General features: G+C 66.0%; 12 protein-coding genes and 1 tRNA gene. 6 read left to right on the top strand and 7 right to left on the bottom strand.

The window, feature by feature from the left end; genetic code table 11:
• The 7 genes from tnpC to AC1RJ9_RS08785 form a co-directional block, all read right to left on the bottom strand.
• A partial coding sequence (tnpC, locus tag AC1RJ9_RS08815) for an IS66 family transposase (protein WP_492837589.1) occupies positions 1-1320 on the bottom strand: 1320 nt, incomplete at its 3' end.
• 71 nt (positions 1321-1391) lie between these two features.
• Positions 1392-1739, bottom strand: coding sequence for an IS66 family insertion sequence element accessory protein TnpB (gene tnpB / locus AC1RJ9_RS08810; RefSeq protein ID WP_492837591.1), 348 nt, complete (start codon positions 1737-1739; stop codon positions 1392-1394).
• The gene (gene tnpA / locus AC1RJ9_RS08805; RefSeq protein WP_492881601.1) at positions 1736-2080 is read right to left on the bottom strand and encodes an IS66-like element accessory protein TnpA; all 345 of its coding nucleotides are present in this window, start codon (positions 2078-2080) and stop codon (positions 1736-1738) included. Before tnpA ends, tnpB begins: the two co-directional genes overlap by 4 nt.
• 106 nt (positions 2081-2186) lie before the next feature.
• Positions 2187-2390: a hypothetical protein gene (locus AC1RJ9_RS08800; RefSeq protein ID WP_492837593.1), complete on the bottom strand. Its 204-nt coding sequence runs from the start codon at positions 2388-2390 to the stop codon at positions 2187-2189.
• 591 nt (positions 2391-2981) lie between these two features.
• Entirely contained in the window at positions 2982-3761 is a 780-nt protein-coding gene (locus AC1RJ9_RS08795) for a hypothetical protein (RefSeq protein WP_492837594.1), read from the bottom strand.
• 884 nt (positions 3762-4645) lie between these two features.
• The gene (locus tag AC1RJ9_RS08790; RefSeq protein WP_492837595.1) at positions 4646-5080 is read right to left on the bottom strand and encodes an acyl-CoA thioesterase; all 435 of its coding nucleotides are present in this window, start codon (positions 5078-5080) and stop codon (positions 4646-4648) included.
• 16 nt (positions 5081-5096) lie between these two features.
• Positions 5097-5414 (bottom strand): zinc-finger domain-containing protein, encoded by a 318-nt coding sequence (locus AC1RJ9_RS08785; RefSeq protein ID WP_492837596.1) that lies wholly within the window; start codon positions 5412-5414, stop codon positions 5097-5099.
• A 243-nt stretch (positions 5415-5657) separates the two neighbouring features.
• Between AC1RJ9_RS08785 and AC1RJ9_RS08780 the strand changes: the two genes are divergently transcribed.
• From AC1RJ9_RS08780 to AC1RJ9_RS08755, 6 genes are all read left to right on the top strand, one after another.
• A complete protein-coding gene (locus tag AC1RJ9_RS08780; protein ID WP_492837597.1) occupies positions 5658-6620 on the top strand; it encodes an ABC transporter ATP-binding protein in 963 nt (320 codons plus the stop codon).
• Between the two features lie 4 nt (positions 6621-6624).
• Positions 6625-7056, top strand: a complete 432-nt coding sequence (locus AC1RJ9_RS08775; RefSeq protein WP_492837598.1) for a hypothetical protein — start codon at positions 6625-6627, stop codon at positions 7054-7056.
• 107 nt (positions 7057-7163) lie between these two features.
• Positions 7164-8486, top strand: a complete 1323-nt coding sequence (locus AC1RJ9_RS08770) for an NCS2 family permease (protein ID WP_492837599.1) — start codon at positions 7164-7166, stop codon at positions 8484-8486.
• A 260-nt stretch (positions 8487-8746) separates the two neighbouring features.
• A tRNA-Arg gene (locus tag AC1RJ9_RS08765) sits at positions 8747-8823 on the top strand.
• Positions 8824-9221: 398 nt separating this feature from the next.
• Entirely contained in the window at positions 9222-10205 is a 984-nt protein-coding gene (locus tag AC1RJ9_RS08760) for an AAA family ATPase (protein ID WP_017500486.1), read from the top strand.
• 13 nt (positions 10206-10218) lie between these two features.
• Positions 10219-12681: a S8 family peptidase gene (locus tag AC1RJ9_RS08755; RefSeq protein WP_026109029.1), complete on the top strand. Its 2463-nt coding sequence runs from the start codon at positions 10219-10221 to the stop codon at positions 12679-12681.
• Positions 12682-12683 lie beyond the last annotated feature (2 nt).

Raw genomic sequence — 12683 nt, 5'->3', positions numbered from 1 at the left:
GCGGGTGAGCATGTAGTCCAGCGCCTTGGCGACGGGATCGTGGCGCGAGAGCTTGGCCCGCTGATCTCGCATCCAGGCCTCCAGTTCGGCGACGAGCGGCGCGCTCTGCTCCTGGCGGACCGCAAGTCGCTCGGGGGTGGTGCGGCCGTTGATGGCGCGCTCGATGTCGAACAGGGCGTCGATGCGCCTGACCGCTTCCAGGGCGATCGGCGAGATGGCTGCGGTCTTGCCGCGCGCCTTGTGCCGGGCGGCCTGAGCGATGTCGGCCAGTTCGAAGACCTTGCGGCGGCCGTGAGCCCAGCATAGGGCCTGGTGGATGGCGTCGGGACCGCGGCCGCCCTGATAGAGGGCGTTGTAGCCGCCATAGGCGTCAGCCTGCAGCACGCCGGACCATCGGGCCAAGTGTCCTTGCGGATGCTCGCCGCGTCTATCGCGAGAATAGTAGAACACCGCCGCCGGCGGCGCTGCTCCGCCGAACGGGCGATCATCACGCACATAGGCCCAACATCGACCGGTATCGGTCTTGCCCTTGGCCAGGACCGGCACGGTGGTGTCGTCGCCGTGCAGTCGTTCGGCGGCCAGAACATGGGCTTCGATCCGCTCGAAGACCGGCCGCATCACGGCGCAGACCGCGCCCACCTGATCGGCCAGCGTAGAAAGGCTCAAGGGCACGCCCTCCTTGGCGTAGCGCTCGGCCTGGCGGTTCAGGGGCTGATGCTGGCCGAACTTCTCGAAGACGATCATCGCCAGGAGGCTCGGTCCCGCCCAACCGCGTGGGACCACATGGAACGGCGCCGGCGCCTGGCTGATCTTCTCGCAATCGCGGCATGTGAACTTCTCGCGCACGTGCTGGATCACCTTCCACTGGCGCGGGACGGCCTCCAGCGTCTCGGTGATGTCCTCGCCCAGCTTGGACAGGCGCGTCCCGCCGCAGCAGAGGCAGGAGCTGGGCCCCGGCACGATGACCCGCTCTCTGGGCAGATGTTCGGGGAACGGCTTGCGGGCCGGCCGCTTGCGCGTGAAGGCCGCCACCGTCGTGGTCTTGGCCGCCGCGATCTCGGCGGCGATCTCGTCCGCCGTGGCCGAGGCCTCCAGTTCCTCCAACTGCAGTTCCATCTGGTCCAGCAGCCGCGCGGTCCGCTCGGCATGTGGTCCGAACCGCTCGCGGTTCAGCTTGGCGATCTGAAGCTTCAGATGGGCGATCAGCGCCTGGTCGTCCGACCGCTGAGCGCGGACTTCGGCAAGCTCGGCTTGCGCCTTGGCCAGCGCGACCTTCAGCGCCTCGACGACTTCCGCAACGGGGGTCTGCTCAGCATCCACAAGGGCGATGGAATCACAAAATCCGCCGCTTGAGGCGCCCCTATCTGCATCTGGGATCAGATTTTTTAGCCTCAGCCCGCCGCCTGTGGCCGCCAAGTCGCCTGCGGGTTACGCCAGTCGATCCCTTCCAGGAGATAGCTCATCTGCCCCGTGGTCAGCGCCACAACCCCGCCCGTGGTCTGAGGCCAAATGAACCGGCCCCGGTCCAGCCGCTTGGCGTAGAGCGACAGCCCGATGCCGTCGTGCCAGATCGCCTTGATCAACGCGCCGCCGCGCCCGCGGAAGACGAACACGTCCCCCGCGAACGGGTCCCGCTTGAAGTGCTCCTGCACCAGAAGGGCCAGGCCGGGCATGCCCTTGCGCATGTCCGTGTGACCGCTGGCGATCCAGACCCGGACCCCGCCCGGGACCGGGATCACGGACGAAGCGCCTTGAGCGTCGCCGCGACCAACGCCGTCGGCGCGCTTGACGCAATGTTCACTCGCGCGCCGCCGGGCAACTCGACCAGGATCGCGGGAACCTGAGCCTGAGCCCTGTTCGGCGTCGCCTCGGGCGCATCGACCAATATCGCCGGTGCGAAGGTGGGCGCCGACGGCGGCAGGCACGCCTTGCGCCACTTGTAGATCAGGCTGGTCGATATCTCGAACTGGCGAGCTACGTCGGCGACTACGGCGCCCGGCGTGAACGACGCCGCCAAGATCTTGACCCTGTCGTCCTCGCTCCACCGGCGCCTGCGCTCAGGCCCCGTCAAAAGGGTCATATGGGCCATGCTGTGCTGCTATGCGCGCTCATAGGTACGACTTAAGCGCGCAGCATCCGCATCAGCCCTCACGCCGACAAGGCGGCCTTCGGCGGAGGGTTACTGCTTAGCCGCCCCCTGCAGCAGGACGGCTTTCCGTCCAGCCGATGTAACAGTCGTCATCGACAAGGGCGGTAAGGCGCGCGCCGCCCAAGCCAGCGAATGTTACCTTTGCCGCATAGCCTTCGGCCGTGGTCCGAACCTCCTCGACCTCCTCGACCTCGTCGCTGGCGTAAGTCCGCTGCTCCGCCTCTATGGAACGCGACAGCATTCCGCTCTTCGCCTTTAGCGCCATAGCTTGGGCGTCCGATGAAGAGATGGACGCACAGCTCGTCGCTTGCGGCCTATCGCACCCTGCGAGGGCGACAACGAATATCGGAACGACGAGCCTGGCGATCTTCATTCCTAACCTTGAGCGGAAATGGCGAAGGTCTGCAACGGGTGCTGTCGGGCGTTGTACGCGCTAGATTCACCGCATGTTCGATTGGTTCAGAAAAGGGTGTAAGGCGTGCCGGCAAGGCATCCTTTCGGGAGACCAGTCGTCCCCTGCATTTATCGGGACCAGCATACCTAACCACGCACATCTTCGCCGGTGCCAAGCCTGTGGCTCTTGGTGGGAAGAGAACGAGCGCGAAGCCCACGTTATTAGCGAGCGGCAGGCGCGCAGCACCTTTAAAGCACTTTTCTGAACGCCCGCCCTGAAATGAGGGAATGCACCGACGCTGGCAATCGTCGGCCGCCAGCCCCGAAGCGGACATTGTGATCGTCTGTTCGGGGTGGTGAGCGGGCTCAAGTCTGCAGCGCCGATCGTCCCTCGGCGGGTGGCCCGACCGTGTCTGTCGGACGCGGTCGGGTTCATAGATCAGTTTTCGTTCAGCGGCTTGAGGACCACGTAGCGGATCGACGTATTGGTGGCCTTTAGCACCTTGAAACGGGCGCCCCGAAAGCCAATCTCGTCGCCATCCGCAAGGTCGTAGGTGAGATCCTGCGAGAAGGCAGGACGGGCCAAGTCGTTGCTGAACTCGCGATAGAGCAGTTTAATGGTCCCCTTGCTCGCACCCGAATAGACGAGTTCGCGCCGGAAGGAGGGCTTGTCGACCCGAGTGCAGGCCATGGGCTTGAAGGGCGGGTGCTCGGCGATAGCGGTCTGCTGCGGAATTCCGAAAATCACGATGACCTCGATGTCTGCGACGTTCGAGGGGGCGATGTGCATGATGACGCTGGGAGCGCCGAACCCGCGACGCGGTTTGCGTTCGCGGTCATACTTGAAGACGGCGTTCGGAACGTCGACCGCCCCGCCGGTCGATCCCTTGAGAATAGGATAGTCTCCCGCTGGAACCTGGACTTGGAAAGCCGCGCCGACGTACTTCCCGCTCGCGGAAAACGGCTCGAGCACCCTGATGCCGGTCGCGAGATCGTCCAGCCGCACGGCTGAGATCATGCTTTGGCCGATCTCGGCCTCGCTCTCGCTGCCGGCCAGCGGCGTGGCTACCGTGCTGGTGCTGACGACGTTGCCATTCGCCTCTGGACCACACGGCGGTAGGTCGGTGGCGAGGGCGATGGTCGGTAAGGCCCCCACGGCCAAAACGATCAAAAGAGCGCCGCGCGCCGCGCCGCTCGAACGAAAAAATGGCCGCTTCATCCTACCCCCAAAAACTGCGGCGCTCCGCCGCGACTCGTAGCCGTCGAGGCCAATCTCGGTGATCTTAGCTCAACCACCAAGAGTGCGCGTCGCGATCGGATTCATCTCGCACTTGGTGATGACACTTCTGCGTCGAGGTCATTGCCTGCGAACCGCCGCAACTCAGGCTTCGCGGCCAGTGCCTTGGAAAAGAACGGGCATCACGAACAGCCGTCATGGGTCGGAAGCCGAAATGAGGTCCACGCTCGGAAGCAGACCCACTGATCGGCGTCCGAAAGAGCATTCAGCGCGCTCCATCCCCGGCGTTCGCGATCTCGGATCCAACGAAATCAGATACTTGTCGATTTTACACGCCGTTGAATGATCGGCGTTCAGCACGGCTCCATAATGCTTGCACCTCGTCGCGAGGAAAGGGCGCATGGCCAGCGACCGTTGCGGCGACGGGGTGTGATCGAGCGGGGTCAGGTCCGAGGGGGATACTCGGACGATCCGGGGATGGGCTTGCTGGGCTCACCCGCCCGCCGTCGGCGTGGTTGGAGGCAAAGGGGCGTGTCAGGCTGTAAGCCCGTCCTCTTCGACCGCTGGGGTCATCCGGAAACGGAAGAGCCCGGGTCCCGGTAAGGCCTGAACAGGGCCACCCGACGGGACGTTGGCGAATAACGGTCGCGCGGAGCGTCTGGCTTCGTCGAAACGGTATTCTTCCCCTCATGCTCCGGACGCTGTCCGGCGCTCCGCGTCCCTTTCCACGAACTTCAGCGGCTGGCCGTGTGAAGGGGCGCCGCGCGACTGGACTCAGCACAGGCCCCACCTGACCCGTGCCGCGCGCGGTCTGTCCGCCCCCAAGCGGGGCGGAGAGGAAAGGACGACCTATGCGTGTGGCCGCCCTAAACCGGCAGCGGCCTTGGCTTGCGGTCGTCGCCGATGGCCACGAACGTGAAGACGCCCTCGGTCACCTTGTGAGCCTGCTCGCCGTCGCGGCGGCGGCGCCAGGCCTCGACCTGGACCCTCAGAGAGGTGCGGCCCGTGTGGATCAGGCGTGCGAACAGGCTGACCTCGTCGCCGACGAACACCGGGCTGATGAAGGTCATGCCGTCGATGGCGATGGTGGCGCAGCGGCCGGCGGCGCGGTGGAAGGCCACCGAGGCGGCCGCCAGGTCCATCTGCGACAGCAGCCAGCCGCCGAAGATGTCGCCTTCGGGATTGGTGTCGGAGGGCATGGCGATGGCGCGCAGCACCGGCGCCTCGTGCGGCCACTCCAGCGCTTCCCAGGCCTTGGCCAGGGTCTCGGCGCGGTTCGATTGGGAGATGTCGTCGGCCATGGGACGGGCGGCGGGCCTAGTGCCCGCCGGCGCCTTCATAGACGCCCGGGGCCAGGATCTCGTCCTCGTCGCCCACGGCGGTCGAAGCCACGAAGCGGCGGTCGCAATAGGGGCAGTCGACGAAGCCGGCCGCGCCCATCTCCAGCCACACGCGCGGATGGCCCAGGGCCCCGCCGACGCCGTCGCAGGCGATGCGGTGCGAGCGGACCGAGATCGTCTCCGGCGCGGGACCGACCTGGGCCAGGGTGTCCATGGCGGTCGGAACCGTCGCCGGCTCGGTCGTCGCCGATCCGGGCAGGGCGTCGAGGGCGGAGGTGGACGGGGTCTTGGCCATATTGGGAAATCCCTGATTTCGAGCGCGACAGACGAAAGTGGCCGCCGGTTTCGGCGTCCGTCGCGCGCCAAACGATAGACAGGAGCCTTTCTCGCGAGAAAGGCTCCGGACGCGGCCTTGGCGCGGCGGCGAACGAGGCATACCTATGCGACGCTCAAAGGCGCCGTCAATCGACGCGCGCCTTAAACGACGTTTCCCGGCCTCCGCGCCACCCGATCCGCCCATCTTCTATCTGGACGCTCCATGGACCTGCCCGCCTACGCCATCGAAGCCGAAGGCCTCTACAAGACCTATGCCGGCACCAAGACCTCGCCGGAAAAGCGGGCGCTGAATGGCATCGACCTGAAGATCCCGCGCGGTTCGATCTTCGGCCTGCTGGGTCCCAACGGCGCGGGCAAGTCGACCTTCATCAACATCCTGGCCGGCCTGGTGCGCAAGAGCTCGGGCACGGTGAGGATCTGGGGCCGCGACATCGACCAGCGGCCGCGCGACGCCCGCGCCGCGATCGGCGTGGTGCCCCAGGAGCTGGCCGCTGACGTCTTCTTCACCCCGCGCGAGTCGATGGAGGTGCAGGCCGGCTTCTATGGCGTGCCGAAGAACGAGCGCCGCACCGACGAGCTGCTCAACGCCCTGGGCCTGGGCGACAAGGCCAATGCCTATGTCCGCCAGCTATCGGGCGGCATGAAACGGCGACTGATGGTGGCGAAAGCCATGGTCCACCAGCCGCCGGTGCTGATCCTCGACGAACCGACCGCCGGCGTCGACGTCGAGCTGCGCCGCCAGCTCTGGCGCTATGTGAAGGGCCTCAACGAGCTGGGCGTCACCATCGTGCTGACCACCCACTACCTGGAAGAGGCCCAGGAGCTGTGCGACGAGATCGCCATCATCAACCGCGGCGAGGTGGTGGCCTGCGAGCCGACCGCGACCCTGCTTAGCCGCATGGACAGCCGCAATGTCGTGGTGACGCCGGAGGAGCCGGTGCTGACCGCCCCGGCCCTGGCGGGCTTCGACACCAAGCTGCGGGCCAACGGCGCCTTCCAGGTCAGCTATCGCACGGGCCAGTCCAGCGTCGAGCAGGTGCTGGCGGCGGTGCGCGCGAGCGGCCTGAAGATCAAGGATATCGCCACCGAGGACCCGGATCTGGAAGACGTCTTCCTGGCCCTGACCTACAACGACCCGAACGCGGCCGATCCGACCAAGGACTGAGCGCATGACCAGCAAGCCTGACGCGCTACGGCGCCTGATCGACCTCCCTGGCGTCAAGGACCTGGAGTACCGGGCCTTGCTCAAGCGCGACTTCGCCGAACCCGAGGCCCGGGCCGAGTTTCCGGAGATTGACGCCTGTGTGCTCGCCCTGTTCGGCCTGACCGCCGACACGGCCGAGACGGTGGAGCGGCCGCCCGGCTGGGACCATGTCGAAAACCAGCCGCCGGCCGCGCAGGTCGCCGCGTTCGAGGCCGAGGGCTGGGACGTCACCGACGACAAGCGCCGGCCGCTCCGGGTCCTGGGTCACTTCTCCGCGCCGCTGTGGCTGGCGGTGCGCGGCGTGGCTGGGACACTGCCCTTCCAGCCGGAAAGCACCGAGCCGGAAGCCTGGATGTCCAAGCTGGAGGCCGAGGCCAAGCGGTTTCGCAAGCGCTAGGGACTTTGGGCGGTATCGATAAGCCCACGCCAAGCTAAGGCTTGCGTTCCAGATCTCGCCGGCCAAACTCCCCCGACCGATTTGGGCGCGCGTCGGGGGCGCATCGCATGACTTTTCTTGAACGGCGGTTCGGGCTTGCGGCCCAGGGCACATCGGTGCGCACCGAGGTGCTGGCCGGCTTCACCACCTTCCTGACCATGGCCTATATCGTGATCGTCAATCCGGCGATCCTGGGCCAGGCCGGCATGCCGATCGCCGCTGTCGCCGCCGCCACCTGCCTGGCCGCCGGCTTCGGTTCGATCCTGATGGGCCTGATCGCCAACTATCCGATCGCCCTGGCCCCCGGCATGGGCCTCAACGCCTATTTCACCTTCACCGTCGTCAAGGGCATGGGTCTGCCGTGGGAGACCGCCCTGGGCTGCGTCTTTCTGTCGGGCGTGGCCTTCCTGGTGCTGACCGTGGCGGGCATCCGCCAGCTGATCGTCGGCGCCATTCCGCGCCCCCTGTTCTCGGCCGTCGCGGCGGGCGTGGGCCTGTTCATCGCCTTCATCGGCCTGAAGGAAGCCGGCATCATCGTCGCCAATCCGGCCACCACGGTGGCCCTGGGCGACCTGACCCAGCCGACGGCGGTCCTGGCCATACTGGGCCTCGCCATCATGGGCGGGCTGATGATCTGGCGGGTGAAGGGCGCGATCCTGATCGGCATCCTCGTCGCCGCCGCGGCCGGATGGGCCCTGGGCCTGGCCAAGGTCGTTCCCGGCGAGTACGGCCTGGCCGCCCTGACCGCCACCGCCTTCAAGCTGGACATCCCGGCCGCCCTTCACCTGAACGGCGGAGCCGGCATGGCCATCGCCGAGGTGATCTTCGTCTTCCTGTTCGTCGACCTGTTCGACAATGTCGGCACCCTGGTCGCGGTGACCAAGAAGGCCGGCCTGGTGCAACCGGATGGCACGATCCCGCGCCTGAACCGCATCCTCACCGCCGACAGCATCGCCACGATCGGCGGCTCGCTGGCCGGCACCTCGACCGTCGTCAGCTATATCGAGAGCGCCTCGGGCGTGGCCGCGGGCGGCCGTACGGGCCTGACGGCGATCGTGGTCGGCCTCCTGTTCCTGCTGACCCTGTTCTTCGCGCCCTGGGTCCAGGCGATCCCGGCCGCCGCCACGGCCCCGGCCCTGATCATCGTCGGCTCGATGATGGTGGGCGCCCTGGCCGATATCGACTGGGACGATCCGGGCGTGGCCATCCCCGCCTTCCTGACGGTGATCGCCATCCCGCTGACCTTCTCGATCGCCAACGGCCTGGCGTTCGGCATCACCGCCTTCGCCGTCCTGAAGCTGGTGCGCGGCCAGGCCAAGCCCGGCGATTGGCTGCTGTTCGTCCTGGCGGCGCTGTTCGTGGCGCGATTCATCTACATGGGAGCCGCGTGATCGCGTTGCGCCCGCGCCGCCTTTCGGCTAAGACCCGCTTCCCGCAAGGATGCACCCGTAGCTCAGCTGGATAGAGCGTTGCCCTCCGAAGGCTCGCGTCCAACGCGAGAGCAGCGATTTTATACAGTATTTACGAGGGTTTAGGAGGACGGAAGAAAGGACGGACGAAAAAACTCACCAAATTCTCACCGCGCTCGGACTGTCGGATTCGATCGCGGATTGACCTACCCCGGCGCAAATCTTACGGCTCCAAGCCATACGCACCCATAGCTCAGCTGGATAGAGCGTCGCCCTCCGAAGGCGAAGGCCAGAGGTTCGAATCCTCTTGGGTGCGCCAAAACTCCCAATGAAATCAGTGAGTTAAGACTGTCGCAGCAGCCTTGGTGCGCCGCCTCTCGAAGTCCAAAACTCACCACGCTGGCGGCGGCGCGACGCGAAGCCCCTGCATTTCCGCGGAAAACTTGTCGAACCGAACTCACCACGCCCTTTCGCGGCTGTGATGATCCGATGGGGGCGTCCTAATTCCGGGCTGGATGAAACGCATGGTCATCGGCAATCGAGACCCCGCGGATTGCGGCCGGCCAAGCGGACCATCGACGCCGGCTAAATGCTGTGTTGGCGAAGGGCAGAGAGGGCAGTAACGACCCCTTGTACGAATTCGCGTTACACAGCGAATCACCGACGCTAGATTCCCGAAAAGTTCTCCAACCCGAGGCCGGAACATTGAACTGACCTATGACAACCGCGCGCCACATCGTTGCACTGCTGCAAAGCCATATAGACGGGGATGAGGACCGCTTCCTCTCCGTGGCGACGCAACTAGCCGCGCACGAGGCGAGGCAGGGTCATGGGAAGCTCGCGCAGGAACTGCGCGAGTTGGTCGATGCCGCCAAGGGCAAAAGCGCGACGGTGGCGCGGCGCGGAGCCGGCCCCGTGCCGTTGGCGCAGCCGAAGGGCGAACTCGCAGGGCTTCTGGAAGCCCGCTATTCCGATGTCCGGCTGTCCAGCATGGTGCTCAAGCCCGAACTTGATGAGCGGCTTGCGCGCGTCCTTCGGGAACAGCGCCAGCAGGAGCGGCTCCGCGCGCGGGGGCTCGCCCCGCGCCGCAAGCTCTTGCTTGTCGGCCCTCCTGGCGCAGGCAAGACAATGACCGCCGCCGCCTTGGCCGGTGAGTTGAAGCTGCCCCTTTTCACGGTTCTTTACGATGGATTGATCGGCAAGCTCATGGGCGAGACCGCCACACGGCTTCGGCTTGTCTTCGACGCCGTTGCCATGCAGCGCGGTGTATACTTCTTCGACGAGTTCGACGCGATCGGCGCGCAACGGGCCGGGCCGAACGACGTTGGGGAAATTCGCCGGGTGCTCAATTCCTTCCTCCAGTTTCTCGAAAATGACGATGGCCCGAGCCTCATCGTTGCCGCGACCAATCACCCCGAATTGCTCGACAAGGCGCTCTATCGACGGTTCGACGATGTCATCAGCTACGATCTTCCTGATCCCTCGGTTGTGCAGGGCATCCTCGAAGCCCGGCTCGCGACCTTCGATCTCAAGCCGATCGAATGGGCGCCTGTTCTCGAATCCGCCGCCCATCTCTCCCAAGCCGAAGTCGCCAGAGCTGCCGACGAGGCGGCAAAAGTCGCGGTGCTGGATGGCCACGATGGCGTGACGACCGCGACGCTGCTGACCGCTCTGACGGAGCGGCGCGCGGCCATCCTCTAAGCAACGAGGCCCGATGGCTGTACCTCCCCGCGACCGCCCCCATTTCCACGTCGAAGGCGGCGGCCAAAGCGAGGCGTACACGTCACCCCGCCTGGTCATCAGCGGCCTCCCTCCGGCGCGGGCGCGTGCCGCGCACGCTGCACGGTTGGAACAGGCAATCGGAACGGCGCTCGCCGCCGGCCGCCAACGGCTCGCAGAGCGGGAAGACGGCGTCGCCGAGGGCAAGCCAGGCTTCTATCTGGAGTTCGATATCCCCGTAGCCGAGCGCGCCGCAGTCGAAGCCTTGGAGAATAAGCCCAAGGCTATCGAGCTGGTAGCGGTTCGACCTACGGCGGAGGGCGACGAGATGGTCTCGGCCACTGTATTCGTTCCGGAAGCTGCTGCCGATTTCTTCGTCAAGAAGATCGAAGCCTATCGCGATGAGGAGACGCGCACCGGCAAGCCCAAGAACGAGGCCCTGATCGCTCGGATCGACGACATCAGGGTCGCGGTCGCACGCTCGCTATTTACCGATGAAGCGCAGCACTTTCCCGCCGACGGCCGTCAGGTGTGGTGGGAAGTCTGGCTTCGGGATGGCGGTCTCGCGATCTTCCAGTCTGTCGCCGCCAAGCTCGATGTCGCGATCAAGGAGCACGTCATCAGCTTTCCCGAGCGCGATGTCGCGTTGGCGCTCGCCGATGAAGCGACGATGGATCGGCTGATACGCAATTCCGACGCCGTGGCTGAACTGCGTCTCGCCAAGGACACTCCATCCCTCTTTCTCGAAATGCGCACGGTCGATCAGGCCGCTTGGGCGAACGACTTGGCTGATCGGATCGCACCGCCGCCCCCCTTGGCACCGGCAGTCTGCATACTGGACAGCGGAGCGACCCAGGCCCACCCCCTGCTCGCGCCGGGCCTCGATCCTGCCGATCAGCATAGCTACGACGGTGACTGGGGCGTCGGCGACAGCGCCTTCTGGAATGGTCACGGCACGTCGATGGCTGGCGTCGCGCTTTATGGCGATCTCGAAGCGGCGCTTTCCCACGGCGAGCCGGTCGCACTTGGTCATCGCCTCGAAACGGTGAAGATCCTGCCGCCAACCGGGCAGAACGAGCCGCGACTTTACGGAGCGATCACGGCCACCGGTATCGCTCGTGCCGAAGACCATGCTCCCCGTCGCCGGCGCGTGTTCTGCATGGCCGTGACCAGCGACGTCGGCTTGCGCCGGGGCCGGCCGTCCTCCTGGTCCTCGTCAATGGATCAGCTCTGCTATGGCGGCGGTGACAGGCGACGCCTGATGGTCCTAGCGGCGGGCAATCTTCGCGGCGACATCAATCCGGCCGACTATCCTGACCGCAACGACCTCGAAGAGGTCGAAAGCCCGGCGCAGGCTTGGAATCCGCTCGTCGTCGGGGCCAGCACCGACAAGATCACGATCACCCATCCCGACTATGACGGATGGACGCCCGTCGCCCCGGCCGGCGACCTCTCGCCGGCAAGCCGAACGTCGGCCATCTGGGATCGGCAATGGCCGATCCGTCCGGATGTCGTGTTCGAAGGCGGCAACTTCGCGCATGACGGTGCCAACCCGGCCTCGGCGATCGACGACCTCCAACTCCTCACGACCCACTATCGTCCCAACATGCGCCTGTTCGAAGCGTTCGGCGACACTAGCGGCGCTGCCGCGCTCGGCGCGAACCTCGCCGCCGGCGTTATCGCAGCCCGTCCGACACTCTGGCCGGAAACGGTGCGCGCGCTCATTGTCCATTCCGCCGAATGGACGCCGGCGATGCGCCAGCGCTTCGACGCGGCCGGCTCGCAAGCTCAGAAGCTGGCCATGCTACGCCGCTACGGCTGGGGCGTGCCTGACCTTGGCCGGGCGCTGATGAGCGCGTCCAACGACGCGACTTTGATGGTCGAGGACGCCCTGTTGCCATTCCGCAAGGACGGCTCGACGATCAAAACACGCGATATGAATCTGCATCGACTGCCCTGGCCGCGCGCCGAACTGGCTGCGCTTGGCGATCTCGATGTGGAGCTGCGGATCACCCTGTCCTATTTCGTTGAGCCCAATCCCGGTGAACGGGGCTGGACGCGGCGCCACCGCTACGCTTCGCACAATCTCCGCTTTGCGGTGAAGCGGTCGCTCGAAGGCTTGGAAGCGTTCCGGCAGCGGATCAACAAGGCGGCTCAGGACGAAGAGGCTGGCGCTGTCGGCGCTGCCGCGGGCGGTGACTCCTGGGTTCTGGGTACGATCCGTGACCGCGGTTCGATCCATAGCGACATTTGGCGTGGCAGCGCGGCCGCCCTCGCCGAGCGCGACGCGATCGGAGTCTTCCCCGTCAGCGGATGGTGGAAGGAGAAGCCTTCGCTCCAGCGCTGGGATCGTTCCGCCCGCTACGCATTGTGTGTGTCGATCCGCGCGCCCGAGGCCGACATCGACCTCTATACCGCCATCGCCAATCAGATCGCGGTCCCGATCCCGGCGGCTTAGCG

It is taken from the genome of Caulobacter sp. GW822-FHT07D08, from assembly GCF_058798735.1.
The sequence above is the reverse complement of the archived record's forward strand: the minus strand, read 5'-3'. Positions and strand labels throughout refer to the sequence as shown.